Here is a 12,759-nt window from a genome sequence, read left to right on the forward strand (position 1 = left end):
CGCAAAGCATGGCTGGTTTTTTCAAGAAGATATTTTCGTTCGGCAAGAAAGAGGTGGTCGAGGAACGGATCGACGAGACCGCCCCGCTACCGCCGATCAAATGGGAAGCACTCGATGCGCTGAAGCCGGCGGCCGAACAGGTCGTCCCGGAGTTCTTGAAGCGCGACGAGCCGCGGCCCGAGGCAGAAACGACGCCGACGGTCGAGCCGGAGGTAATTCCTGCGCCGGAGCCGACCATCCCGCCAGCACCGGAGCCGACTGTTCCCTCCGAGCCGGAACCTCTGCCGGAGCCCGCGCCGAAAGAAGAACCGGCGCCCGCGCCAGAGACTCCAGAGCCGCCGGCGCCCGAGGAAGTTCCGCTCACCCCTGCGACTCCCGAACCCACGCCCGAACGGCAGCCGCAAGAAGTCCCAGCGCCGGCGCCGGCCGAACCGGAGATCGTCCCGTCACGCCCGGAAAAGCGGCCGGAGCCGGCACCAGTCGAAGTGCCGACGCCGGCCGAGGTTCCGGCAGAAACACCAGCGCCGATCGAGGTGCCCACACCGGCGCCGTCCCCTCTTCAGCCGTCTTCAGAGGCCGGCGCCGCTCCTCATCCGCCTGCCGGCACCTTCTCCCCGTATAGCGACGGGGAGAAGGAAGAAGTTTCAGCGCCGACGCCCGAAGCACCCGCCGCCGAAATCGCACCTCCCATTCGCCAGCCTGCGCCGATCGAATCGCAGCCGGTCATTGCGGAAATTGCGCCCGAGCCGCAGCCTCTTCCGCCACCCGCGCCGGAGCCGAAAGCCGCCCCCGGCAAGGTGACCGTCACCAAGAAGGTCGAGCAGAAGGCCGAGCCGCAAAAAGCGCCGGAGCCGGCACCGAGGCGCTCTTGGTTCCAGCGCATGAAGGACGGGCTTGCCCGCTCGTCCAAGGAACTGACCGGCAACATTGCCGGCGTCTTCACCAAGCGCAAGCTGGACGAAGAGACTTTGCAGGACCTGGAGGATGTGCTGATCCGCGCCGATCTCGGCATGGAGACCGCCTTGCGCGTTACCGACGCGCTGGCCGCCAGCCGCTACGGCAAGGACGTTTCCGACACCGAGGTCCGCGCCATCATGGCGGCCGAGGTGGAAAAAGTGCTGACCCATGTCGCCATGCCGCTGGAGCTCGACCTCTCGCACAAGCCGCATGTCATCCTGGTGGTTGGCGTCAACGGCACCGGCAAGACCACCACCATCGGCAAGCTCGCCGCCAAGCTGACCGATGGCGGCCTGTCGGTCATGCTCGCCGCCGGCGACACGTTCCGCGCGGCAGCGATCGAGCAGCTGAAAATCTGGGGCGAGCGGACGAAATCGCCGGTCATCGCCTCCAAGCTCGGCGCCGATGCCGCGGGCCTTGCCTATGATGCATTCGAGCGGGCGAAAGAGGCCGGCTCCGACGTGCTGATCATCGACACCGCCGGCCGTCTGCAGAACAAGACCGAACTGATGGCCGAGCTCGAAAAGATCGTTCGCGTGCTCGGCAAGCTCGATCCGGAAGCGCCGCACACCGTGCTGCAGACGGTCGACGCCACCACCGGCCAGAACGCGCTCAACCAGGTCGAGATCTTCCGCAATATCGCCGGCGTCAACGGCCTGGTGATGACCAAGCTGGACGGCACGGCGCGCGGCGGTATTCTGGTGGCGATCGCGGCAAAGCACAAATTGCCGGTCTATTTCATCGGCGTCGGCGAACAGGTCGACGACCTCGAACCTTTCTCAGCAAGCGAATTCGCCAGGGCGATCGCTGGAGTAGCTTAACAAGCATGTCCCAAAAAGGTGCAGACTTTTTGGATCAGATCATGCGCAAGAAAGAGATTCCATGAACCCACCCATTCTCGAACGCGATCCGTCGGACCCGCAGAAGCAGAAGAAGGAAGGCGTCAATCCGCTGCTCAAGCTGGTGCTGGAGCTGGGTCCGTTGATGGTGTTCTTCTTCGCCAATGCGCGCAGCGGATGGCTGGTGCAGAAATTCCCTGTTCTGGCCGAGTTCGGCGGGCCGATCTTCGTCGCCACCGGCCTGTTCATGGCCGCCACGGCAATCGCGCTGATCGCCTCGTGGCTGCTCACCCGCACCTTGCCGATCATGCCGATGGTGTCGGGCGTCGTCGTCTTCATTTTCGGCGCGCTGACGCTCTATCTGCAGGACGACATCTTCATCAAGATGAAGCCGACCATCGTCAACACGCTGTTCGGCGGGGTGCTGCTCGGCGGCCTGTACTTCGGCAAATCGCTGCTTGGCTATGTCTTCGATTCAGCCTTCAGCCTCGACGCTGAAGGCTGGCGCAAGCTGACCTTCCGCTGGGGCCTGTTCTTCCTGTTCCTGGCCATCGTCAATGAGGTGGTGTGGCGCAATTTTTCCACCGACGCCTGGGTTACTTTCAAAGTCTGGGGCATCATGCCGATCACGCTTCTGTTCACCTTCAGCCAGATGCCGCTGATCCTGCGCCATTCGCTGGACGACAAGACCGGCAAAGAAGAGAAGGCCGGGAAATAGAGCCTGCAAATAAGGGGAAAGGGCCATGGAATTCGTCACCACGCGCGACCAGTTGAGGACGATCTACAAGACGCCACGACCGACCGACGGTTCTATCCGAAAGGAGCTGAAAAAACTTGACGGCCATTGCCGCTCCTTCATCGCCAAGAGCCCATTCGTGCTGATTGGCTCGTCCGACGGTGCCGGCAATGCCGACGTGACGCCGAAGGGCGACAAACCGGGCTTTGCCACCGTTCTGGACGACACCACCATCGCCATTCCCGACCGGCCTGGCAACAACCGGCTCGACACGCTGGAAAACATCCTCGTCAATCCCTCGGTCGGGCTGCTCTTCCTCATCCCCGGCATGAACGAGACGCTGCGCGTCAACGGCGATGCCCGCATCACCGTCGACGCAAATTTGCGCGAACGGCTCGCCGTCGACGGCAGGGAGCCGCAAAGCGTTGTCGTGGTCAGCGTCAAGGCGGCCTACATGCACTGCGCAAAAGCCTTCATGCGCTCGGATTTGTGGAAGCCGGAAACCTGGTACGACCGCGCGACGCTGCCGACGCTCGGCCAGATCATGCGCGATCAGCTGGCGGTTGCCGATTCCGCCGAGGCGACCGATCGCTGGCTCGACGAGGAATACAAGAAGACGATGTGGTAGTTTTTGCGGACGCGATTCGCGTCTGGACCGATTCCATACCTTGCTGAACATCCTTGCCATTTCCGGCAGCCTGCGCGCGGCCTCCACAAATTCGGCGCTGATCGCCGCACTGGCGCGCGAAGCGCCGTCCGGCTGCCGCGTCACCGTCCATGACGGGCTTGGCCGTTTGCCGATCTTCAATCCCGACGATGAAGGCGAGCGGACGCCGCTCGAAGCCTCCAAGCTGATCGATGCCGTCAGTCGAGCCGACGGCCTGATCGTCTCCTGTCCGGAATATGCCCATGGCGTGCCGGGCGGGCTGAAGAACGCGCTCGACTGGCTGGTCTCGCGCGATGCCGCCGTCGCCAAGCCCGCCATGCTGGTACACGCCTCGCCGCGCTCGCTGTTCGCCCGCGCCGCATTGGCCGAGATCATGCGCACCATGTCGTTCGCGCTTTACGACGATGTGCTGGAGATCGCCCTGCTCGGCAGGAAGCCGCCGGAGGTGGCGGGCATCCTGGCGGCGCCGGCGAACCGGCAGGCGATGCATGATGCACTGAATGCCTTCGCGGAGTTTATCCGCTCGCGTTGAGCGGCGGCCTCTCTTCCTTCTCCCTTTGTGGGGTCTGAAGGACGGGGCGAGACCCGTGGCTCGCCCCAGGGTGGTGGCCTCGCGAAGCGAGGTCGGATGAGGGTATTCCAGCTTGGCACCGACGGCAATCCGTCACCCACCCCTCAACCGTCTCGGCGCTGCGCGCCGATCCACCTCCCACAAGGGGAGAAGGAAAGATCGCGCACTACCCCTTTCGCAGCGTCTCCACATCGGTCTTCCCCACGTACCAATCGCGGGCGTTGACCTCTTCAAAAACCACCCAGACATCGTCGTTGCTCAGCCCGGTGGCGTCCATGATGGCCGCGGTGACCTTCTTGGCGATATCCGCCTTCTTGCCCGCCGGATCGGCGGCGATCACTTCCTTGACGATGCGGATGTTGACGAATGGCATTTCTTGTCCTCCCGGGGATGTTCGTGCTCACGACCCGCTTCGATGAAACCGTCGAACGGTCGCCAGTGTTCAACTCTCAGTATGTCTTGGCGCCGTTGACCATCAGCCGCACCATGTAGAGCGACGTGGTGCCGGCGATGTAGAGGCAATTCAGCTTGTTGCCGCCGAACACGCAATTGGCGGTGACTTCCGGCACCTTGACCTTGCCGATCAGCGTGCCGTCCGGATCGTAGCAATGGATGCCGTCGGCGGCACTGGTCCAGATGCGGCCGTCCTCGTCGAGCCTGAAGCCGTCGAACAGGCCGGCGGTGCAGTCGGCGAAGACTTTTTCGCCGGAGACTTTCTTGCCGCCCTTGCCGACATTGAACACCCGCATATGCGCCGGATTCTGCGCGCCATGCGTGCGGCCGGTATCGACGACATAAAGCTTGCTCTCGTCCAGCGAGAAGGCGAGGCCGTTGGGCCTGACCATATCGGTGATGACGGCTTCGACCTCGCCGGTGCCGGGATCGACCCGGTAGACGTGGCAGGCGCCGATTTCGCTCTCAGCCCTGTCGCCCTCATAATCCGTATCGATGCCGTAGCTTGGATCGGTGAACCAGATGGAACCGTCGGATTTCACCACCGCGTCGTTGGGCGAATTCAGCCGCTTGCCTTTCCATTTGGCCGCGATCGTGGTGACCGAGCCGTCGAACTCGGTGCGGCTGACGCGGCGGCCCGAATGCTCGCAGGTAATCAGCCGGCCCTGCCGGTCGACGGTGTTGCCGTTCGAGTTGCCGGACGGCTGCCGGAAGACGCTGACATTGCCGTCGGTTTCGTCATAACGCAGCATGCGATTGTTGGGGATGTCGGACCAGACGACATAGCGGCCGGCGGCGAACCAGGCCGGCCCCTCCGCCCATTGGCATCCGGTGAATAGCTTCTCGACCTGCGCGTTGCCGTTGAACAGGCGCGCGAAGCGCGGATCGAGAATTTCATAATAGTCTGCGGCCGCCATGCTTTCCTCCCGGCATCAATGACAGGGATCAAGCCAGCCGGAGGGACAGAAGGCAATGTGGGTACGCACAGTGTCCCACAAAAGATCGCTTGCCGGCTCTGCGCATGACGTTAGCGCCGCATTAACCGGCTATGCGTCCAGCGCAACGGTGCATTGCAACATCTTCTTTTTGCAATGCACCATTACTATGTCATGCTTCGTATCGATCAAGGGAGGAAGAAACCGCCGCCGAAATGCGGCGCCAAAAAGGAACCTTGCTATGATCCTCGACAGTCTCATGACCCGCGCTCGCAACAGCATTGCCAAGCGCAAGCACTACAACCGCCTTGTCGCCGAAATCGACAGCTTTTCCAGCCGCGATCTGGCCGACATGCGCGCCGACCGCTCGGAAATGCTCTACCAGATCCACAAGCAGATCTACGGCTGATCTCAAGCCCGATAAGACGCGCCGCCAAGGTGCGTTGAGATTCAGGTCAGGCCGAGTCGAAAACGGTGGTTTCCGAGAACCGGAGCGGAGCGTACTTTTGGTACGTGAGCACCGGAAGCGCAGGAAGCCGCTGTTTGCAGGCCGGCATCACCTGAATATCAATGCGCCGCCAGTGCCTTGTCGATCTGCGGCAACAGCAACGCCTGCACCGTCTCGGGCGTCAGCGGGCCGACATGTTTGTAGGCGATCTTGCCGTCCTTGCCGATGACGAAGGTTTCCGGCACGCCGTAGACGCCCCAGTCGATCGCCGCGCGGCCCGCTTCGTCGACCCCTATCGCCTGGAACGGATTGCCGAGATCGCCGAGGAACCGGCGTGCGTTTTCGGGCCGGTCCTTGTAGTTCAGCGCTGCCATGGTGAAACGCTTATCCTGCGACAACGCCAGAAGCACCGGGTGCTCTTCGCGGCATGGCGCGCACCACGACGCGAAGACGTTGACCAATGTGACCTTGCCGGCGAAGGTTTTCGAATCGAGCCCCGGCAGGTTTGAGCCCTCCAGCGCCGGCAGGCTGGTTTGCGGCGCAGGCAGGCCGATCAGGGCCGACGGCACTTCCGAAGCATCGCGCCCCGACAGCAGTTGCGACAGGAACAGTCCGGCCAGGCCGAGGAAGATCAGCAGCGGCAGAAGCACGAACAGGCGACGACTGGGCGGCGGCGTTTCCGTTTCGGTGCTCATGGCTTGGCGACCTTGTCGGAGCGACGCCTCACGCCGGACGCCTCCAGTTCGGCAAGCTCACGCTTGCGCGCCCGCTGGTCGAGCAGGATCCAGCCGATCAATCCGGCCAGCACCACGGCAGTGATGCCATAGGCGGCGGTCACGTAGAGTGCATGCGCACTCATGCGGCAGGTCCCGCTGAAGTGGGGCCTTCCAAGCCGATCATGTCGCCCAGTCTAGACATGCTTTTCCTTAGCCTCGCTCCGTCGGCTTCGCAATCGGTCGCCGAGCCGCAGTCATACGCTGCGTCAATCCGTGCCATGGCGCAGCGCCAGCGCCGCCGAGACCGGACCCAGCACGCCAAGAAACAGGGTCAGCGCGGCAAGAATGAGGAAGGGCTGCAGAAACGGGTCGGGATTGGCGGTCGCCCCATAGCTTGCCGAAACGCCGAAGATCAGCACCGGGATGGTCAGTGGCAGCACCAGCACCGAGATCAGCAGCCCGCCACGCGGCAGCGCCACCGCCACCGCCGCACCGGCGGCGCCGATGAACGTGATGGCCGGCGTGCCGACCAGCAGCGTCAGCGCCGTGGCGCCGATGCCGAGCGGCTCCATGTTCATGAACAGGCCGAGCAAGGGAGCCGCAATGACCAGCGGCAGCACGCTGCCCGCCCAATGCGCCAGGCATTTCACCAGCACTGTCAGAGCCAGCATATGGCGATCGTTGCCGAGCACCAGGAGATCGAGCGAACCGTCCTCGCGATCGGCCTGGAACAACCGGTCGAGCCCGAGCAGGCAGGACAACAGCGCGCCGATCCACAGGATGGCCGGTCCGATGCGGGCCAGCAGCTTCAGGTCCGGCCCGACCCCGAACGGGATGGTGACGATGACGGCGAGGAAGAAGATGACCCCGGTCAGCGCTCCGCCGCCGGCACGAATGTTGAGGCGGATGTCGCGCAGGAAGAGCGCTAGCATGGTTTGAGATGCTTTCGCCCAGACACCATCAACCGGCTTCCCCCATCCTCAACTCCATCCCCTCGATCCCGAGCGGCAGATGCGTCGCCGCGACAATCATCCCGCCATCCGCGCAATGCCTCGCCATCAACCCCGCAAACCGCGCCTCCGCCGCCTTGTCCAGCCCCGCCGTCGGCTCGTCCAGCAGCCACAATGGCCGGTGGCTGACCAAAAGCCTGGCGATCGCCGCGCGGCGCCGCTGCCCGGTCGATAGATAGCCGAACGGCAGGTGGCCGATGCCGCCGAGCCCGACCGTTTCCAGCGCCTCTTCGACGCCGAGCTGTCCGTCGCCATTGAAGTCTCGCCAAAAGCGCAAATTCTCCGCCACGCTGAGCGCCGGCTTCATTGCGTTCTGGTGGCCGAGATAGTGACAGGCCGAGGCAACAGACGGAAACGCTTCGCCCCCGTCTTCGACCTTCATGACGCCCTCAATCCTCACGCTGCCTTCCGCCGCCGGCAGCAGCCCGGCGATGATCCGCAGCAAGGTCGACTTGCCCGATCCGTTCGGCCCGGTGACGATAAGCGCCTGACACTCCTCCAAGGCAAAGCCGATGCCGGAAAACACCGCGTCGCCGCCTCGCTCGCCGCCCAGATTTTCGGCGATCAGCCGCATTCCTCGCCTGCCCTGAAACCATGTGTCGCGGCCGCTGCCGCATCGCACAAAATTGCTTTCCAACTGTCTAGAACTATTCCAGAAAATTCTCTATATGCGGTGCATCCGTGCCAGCGGTCGGCACGGGAACAGAATTAGCGCCGAACCAGCGCACGCGCCGCCTTGAACGGCTCGGGTTGCTTGGGAACGGACAGCGGAAATGGCCGTACCCGCACCTTTGCGCGTGATTGCATGCCATCGGCGTCCGTTCCCTTTCAGGCTGAACAGACAAGGATCGCACGTGTCAAAATCCCTCGACAGTTTCAATTGCCGCCGCACGCTGACCGCAGGCGGCGCTGAATATGCCTATTTCGATCTCATCGAGGCCGAAAAGAACGGCCTTACCGGCATCTCGCAACTGCCCTATTCGATGAAGGTGCTGCTGGAAAACCTGCTGCGCAACGAAGACGGCCGCTCCGTCACCAAGGAATCGATCCAGGCGGTGGCCGGCTGGCTGACCGACAAGGGCACCGCCGGCGTCGAGATCGCCTATCGGCCGGCCCGCGTGCTGATGCAGGATTTCACCGGCGTTCCGGCCGTGGTCGATCTTGCCGCAATGCGCGACGCCATGGCTTCGCTCGGCGGCGATCCGCAGAAGATCAATCCGCTGGTGCCGGTCGACCTCGTCATCGACCATTCCGTCATCGTCGACGAATTCGGCACGCCGATGGCCTTCGCCCGCAATGTCGAGCTGGAATATGAGCGCAACGAGGAGCGCTACAAATTCCTGAAATGGGGCCAGCAGGCGTTCCGCAACTTCCGCGTCGTGCCGCCTGGCACCGGCATCTGCCATCAGGTCAACCTCGAATATCTCGGCCAGGTGGTGTGGACCAACACCGAGGACGGCGAAACCACAGCCTATCCCGACACCTGCGTCGGCACCGATTCGCACACCACCATGATCAACGGCCTTGGCGTGCTCGGCTGGGGCGTCGGCGGCATCGAGGCCGAGGCGGCCATGCTCGGCCAGCCGGTCTCCATGCTGCTGCCGGAAGTCATCGGCTTCCGCCTCACCGGCAAGCTGAAAGAGGGCGTCACCGCCACCGACCTCGTGCTCACCGTCACCCAGATGCTGCGCAAGAAGGGGGTCGTCGGCAAGTTCGTCGAGTTCTTCGGCCCGGGCCTCTCCAACATGACGCTGGCCGACCGCGCCACCATCGGCAACATGGCCCCCGAATATGGCGCCACCTGCGGCTTCTTCCCGGTCGACTCGGAAACCATCCGCTATCTCACAATGTCCGGCCGCAGCGAGGACCGCATCGCGCTGGTCGAGGCCTATGCCAAGGCGCAGGGCCTGTGGCGTGAAACCGGCTCGGCCGACCCTGTCTTCACTGATCTGCTCGAGCTCGAACTTGGCTCCGTCGTGCCGTCGATGGCCGGCCCCAAGCGACCGGAAGGCCGCGTCGCCCTGGAAGGCATTCCGGAAGGCTTCGCCAAGGCGATGGAGACCGAATACAAGAAGGCGGCCGAAATCTCCAAGCGCTACGCCGTCGAAGGCACCGACCATGATCTCGGTCACGGCGATGTCGTCATTGCCGCCATCACCTCCTGCACCAACACCTCGAACCCGAGCGTGCTGATCGGCGCCGGTCTTTTGGCCCGCAATGCCAACCGGCTCGGTTTGAAGCAGAAGCCGTGGGTGAAGACCTCGCTGGCTCCCGGCAGCCAGGTGGTCGCCGAATATCTGGAGAAATCCGGCCTGCAGAAGGAGCTCGACCAGATCGGCTTCAACCTGGTCGGCTTCGGCTGCACCACCTGTATCGGCAATTCCGGCCCGCTGCCGGCGCCGATCTCCAAAACCATCAACGACAAGGGCCTGATCGCTGCCGCGGTCCTGTCCGGCAATCGCAACTTCGAAGGCCGTGTCTCGCCTGACGTGCAGGCCAACTATCTGGCCTCGCCGCCGCTGGTCGTCGCGCACGCGCTGGCCGGAACTGTCACCAAGGACCTCACGACAGAGCCGCTCGGCGAGGACAAGAACGGCGAGCCGGTCTACCTCAAGGACATCTGGCCAAGCTCGGCCGAGATCCAGGAGTTCATCGAGAAGAACGTCACCCGCGAGCTGTTCGCCCGCAAATATGCCGACGTCTTCAAGGGCGACGAGTACTGGCAGAACGTCAAGGCGCCGGAAGGCCAGACCTATGCCTGGGACGACAACTCGACCTATGTGCAGAACCCGCCCTATTTCGCCGGCATGACATCAGGTTTCGGCAAGATCGGCGACATCAAGGGCGCCCGCGTGCTCGGCCTGTTCGGCGACAAGATCACCACCGATCACATCTCGCCGGCCGGATCGATCAAGGCGGCCTCACCGGCCGGAAAATATCTCACCGACCACGGCGTCGGTGTCGCCGACTTCAACCAGTACGGCACGCGGCGCGGCAATCACGAGGTGATGATGCGCGGCACCTTCGCCAACATCCGCATCCGCAACCACATGCTGGGCGAGAACGGCCGCGAGGGCGGCTACACCATTCACTACCCGTCGAAGGAAGAGGAATCGATCTACGACGCGGCGATGGAGTACAAAAGGGAAGGCGTGCCGCTGGTCGTCTTCGCCGGCGTCGAATACGGCAACGGCTCGTCGCGCGACTGGGCGGCCAAGGGAACCAATCTGCTCGGTGTCCGCGCGGTCATCGCCCAGTCTTTCGAGCGCATCCATCGCTCGAACCTGGTCGGCATGGGCGTCATCCCCTTCGTCTTCGAGGAAGGCACCTCATGGGCATCGCTCAACCTCAAGGGAGACGAGCTGGTCGAGATCGACGGACTGAGCACCATCAAGCCGCGCCAGACGATGATCGCCAAAATCACCTATGGCGACGGCACGGTGAAGAACGTGCCGATCATCTGCCGCATCGATACGCTGGATGAGCTCGACTACTTCAAGAACGGCGGCATCCTGCAATACGTGCTGCGCGATCTGGCAGCTTAGTAAGGGAGTAAGGGAGTAGGGGAGTAGGGAAGTAGGGAAGTAGGGAAGTAGGGAAGGGAATACCTATTCCCCTATTCCCCTATTCCCCTATTCCCCTATTCCCCTATTCCCCTATTCCCTTACTTTCGGCTTCCCGAACCGCGCCGCGGCGGCCAACAACACACCCAGCATCAGCCCGTTGAGGATGTGCCAGAGGAAGTGCGTGCCGAGCGGGAAACCGCCGCAGACCAGCGGGTCGATCATCCGGCAGACGACGGACACCACGAAGATCGCCGATCCGGCCAGATTGTACCAGCCGGCGCGATTGCCGCTGGCGGCTACCAGCGCGCCGAAGAAGGCGAGCGCCAGGAACGGCGGCAGATAGCCCGTCGTGCCGTTCGACGCCTGGCGCAGCCAGTCCGGCACGGCAACGGTTATCGCCCCGGCAATCACATAGAAGGCGATGAAGATGGCGATGGCTTTGCCCCATCGCATGCCGAGGAAGCGACGCAGATTGAACAGCGTGTAGGCCAGCGTGAAGCCGGCGATCGGCAGCACGTCGGCCCAGACCGTGCCCTTGGTGGCAAAAGTATGGAAGATCGTCGAGCCGATGCCGATCGCCACCACCCACCAGGCCAGAACCTCGGCGAAGGCGCCGGTGCCCAGCCTTCGCACCTCGCGCACGCCCCACAGGCCGGCGGCGATGAAGGCGAAGTTGGTCAGGGCGTTGACCGGTTCGGACCAGAATTCCGGGCCGGTCCGCTCGCAATAGAGGTCGACCGGCGCCAAAAACGTTTGCCACATCGCGATTGCCGCCCGAATCGGTTTCTATCCTGAAGCGCAGATCCTTCCTATTGCGCGGTTGCGGTCGGCTGCAACGGCAAAATTTCACCGCAACGTGACTTCCCGTTGACTTCCGGTTCTGCCACATATTTCAGCAATCAAGATAAAGCCGGCATCACCGGCGGGAATCGGAATGGCCATGGCCTCGCGAAAATCATTGTGGCTGGCAGCTCTTGCGCTGGCCTTCTCGGCGTCTGCCGGCGCCGGGCATGCCGGCGAATCCGATCGCGCCCAGACCGACCGGGTCCGGATCGAAAAGCCATTGGGCGTGGTCGAGCTGTTCACCAGCCAGGGCTGCAGTTCCTGCCCGCCGGCCGATACTCTGTTCTCCGAACTTGCCGCCAAGGAAGACATCGTCGCGCTCGCCTATCACGTCGACTACTGGGACTATCTCGGCTGGCAGGACACGCTCGGCCGCAAGGAGAACACCGAGCGGCAATACGACTATATGCGCGCCTTCGGCAGCCGCTCCGTCTATACGCCGCAGGCCGTCATCAATGGCCGCGTCCATGTCAACGGCGCCAACCGCGGCGAGGTCGATGGTGCGCTCGCCCGCATGGCCAAGAGCGGCGAAGGCATGCGCGTCGCCGTCAAGGTCAGCCGCACCAGCGATCGCGTGATGATCGACGCCGGCGATGCCGGCAACGGCCCCAGCGACGCCCATGTCGTCATCGTCTATTTCGACCCGCCGCAGACGGTCAAAGTCGGCGAGGGCGAAAATACCGGCCGCAAGATGACCTACTGGAACGCCGTCACCGGCATCCAGACCGCCGGCATGTGGCATGGCAAGGCACAGCGCTACGAACTGCCGATGAGCGAGATTGCCAAAAAGGGCGGCTGCGCCGTGCTGCTGCAGTCGGTCGGCAAGGACGGCATGCCCGGTCCCATTCTCGGCGCCGCATTCATCCACAAGCCTTGAGAGCGCTCAAACCCCTGCCGCGGTAGCGCGAAGGCTATCACCAGCCAATAAAAAACCGACGTCAGCTTGCTTCTGACGCCGGTCATTTAGGTTTTGGGATCGTCGCTCCCGGTTCTTCCGAAGAAGAGCCGAGGTTGGTTC

The 12,759-nt window shown here is 63.3% G+C and carries 14 protein-coding genes; 7 read left to right on the forward strand and 7 right to left on the reverse strand.

The genetic code is table 11. The annotated features are described in order from the left end of the window. Positions 1 to 8: 8 nt before the first annotated feature. The 4 genes from ftsY to P3C39_RS10275 all read left to right on the forward strand — a co-directional run bounded on the left by ftsY (position 9) and on the right by P3C39_RS10275 (position 3,731). Positions 9 to 1,778, forward strand: a complete 1,770-nt coding sequence (gene ftsY / locus P3C39_RS10260; protein WP_275953422.1) for a signal recognition particle-docking protein FtsY — start codon at positions 9 to 11, stop codon at positions 1,776 to 1,778. Between the two features lie 61 nt (positions 1,779 to 1,839). After that, on the forward strand, positions 1,840 to 2,514 hold the full coding sequence (locus P3C39_RS10265; protein WP_013528838.1) for a septation protein A: 675 nt from the start codon (positions 1,840 to 1,842) through the stop codon (positions 2,512 to 2,514). A 25-nt stretch (positions 2,515 to 2,539) separates the two neighbouring features. Continuing rightward, entirely contained in the window at positions 2,540 to 3,160 is a 621-nt protein-coding gene (locus P3C39_RS10270; RefSeq protein ID WP_275953421.1) for a pyridoxamine 5'-phosphate oxidase family protein, read from the forward strand. Positions 3,161 to 3,200: 40 nt separating this feature from the next. Further along, complete coding sequence (locus P3C39_RS10275; RefSeq protein ID WP_024504967.1) at positions 3,201 to 3,731, forward strand: NADPH-dependent FMN reductase; 531 nt, start codon at positions 3,201 to 3,203, stop codon at positions 3,729 to 3,731. A gap of 205 nt (positions 3,732 to 3,936) precedes the next feature. On the opposite strand, the gene P3C39_RS10280 is transcribed toward P3C39_RS10275, so the two are convergent. Both P3C39_RS10280 and P3C39_RS10285 read right to left on the reverse strand, forming a co-directional pair. Continuing rightward, on the reverse strand, positions 3,937 to 4,143 hold the full coding sequence (locus P3C39_RS10280; RefSeq protein WP_013528835.1) for a 4-oxalocrotonate tautomerase family protein: 207 nt from the start codon (positions 4,141 to 4,143) through the stop codon (positions 3,937 to 3,939). Positions 4,144 to 4,219: 76 nt separating this feature from the next. Further along, positions 4,220 to 5,140, reverse strand: a complete 921-nt coding sequence (locus P3C39_RS10285) for an SMP-30/gluconolactonase/LRE family protein (RefSeq protein ID WP_013528834.1) — start codon at positions 5,138 to 5,140, stop codon at positions 4,220 to 4,222. A gap of 259 nt (positions 5,141 to 5,399) precedes the next feature. Between P3C39_RS10285 and P3C39_RS10290 the strand changes: the two genes are divergently transcribed. Next, entirely contained in the window at positions 5,400 to 5,567 is a 168-nt protein-coding gene (locus tag P3C39_RS10290) for a hypothetical protein (protein ID WP_013528833.1), read from the forward strand. Between the two features lie 158 nt (positions 5,568 to 5,725). Here the strand turns inward: P3C39_RS10290 and P3C39_RS10295 are convergent, their stop codons facing one another. From P3C39_RS10295 to ccmA, 4 genes are all read right to left on the reverse strand, one after another. Then, positions 5,726 to 6,301 (reverse strand): DsbE family thiol:disulfide interchange protein, encoded by a 576-nt coding sequence (locus P3C39_RS10295; RefSeq protein WP_063169543.1) that lies wholly within the window; start codon positions 6,299 to 6,301, stop codon positions 5,726 to 5,728. Continuing rightward, complete coding sequence (gene ccmD / locus P3C39_RS10300) at positions 6,298 to 6,465, reverse strand: heme exporter protein CcmD (protein ID WP_013528831.1); 168 nt, start codon at positions 6,463 to 6,465, stop codon at positions 6,298 to 6,300. The genes P3C39_RS10295 and ccmD overlap by 4 nt, the downstream gene beginning before the upstream one ends. Positions 6,466 to 6,588: 123 nt before the next feature. Continuing rightward, a complete protein-coding gene (ccmB, locus tag P3C39_RS10305) occupies positions 6,589 to 7,254 on the reverse strand; it encodes a heme exporter protein CcmB (RefSeq protein ID WP_024504965.1) in 666 nt (221 codons plus the stop codon). 28 nt (positions 7,255 to 7,282) lie between these two features. Beyond that, positions 7,283 to 7,906, reverse strand: coding sequence for a heme ABC exporter ATP-binding protein CcmA (gene ccmA, locus P3C39_RS10310; protein WP_063169544.1), 624 nt, complete (start codon positions 7,904 to 7,906; stop codon positions 7,283 to 7,285). Positions 7,907 to 8,186: 280 nt separating this feature from the next. Here ccmA and acnA point away from each other — a divergent pair, with 280 nt between their 5' ends. Next, complete coding sequence (gene acnA, locus P3C39_RS10315) at positions 8,187 to 10,877, forward strand: aconitate hydratase AcnA (RefSeq protein WP_013528828.1); 2,691 nt, start codon at positions 8,187 to 8,189, stop codon at positions 10,875 to 10,877. 111 nt (positions 10,878 to 10,988) lie between these two features. Here acnA and P3C39_RS10320 read toward each other — a convergent pair whose 3' ends face one another. Continuing rightward, positions 10,989 to 11,660, reverse strand: a complete 672-nt coding sequence (locus P3C39_RS10320) for a ceramidase domain-containing protein (RefSeq protein WP_275953420.1) — start codon at positions 11,658 to 11,660, stop codon at positions 10,989 to 10,991. 172 nt (positions 11,661 to 11,832) lie between these two features. On the opposite strand from P3C39_RS10320, the gene P3C39_RS10325 reads away from it, so the two are divergent. Continuing rightward, complete coding sequence (locus P3C39_RS10325; protein WP_275953419.1) at positions 11,833 to 12,618, forward strand: thioredoxin family protein; 786 nt, start codon at positions 11,833 to 11,835, stop codon at positions 12,616 to 12,618. The last annotated feature ends 141 nt before the right edge of the window (positions 12,619 to 12,759 follow it).

This window comes from Mesorhizobium sp. XAP4 (assembly GCF_029269325.1).
In the GTDB taxonomy this organism is placed as follows: domain Bacteria; phylum Pseudomonadota; class Alphaproteobacteria; order Rhizobiales; family Rhizobiaceae; genus Mesorhizobium; species Mesorhizobium ciceri.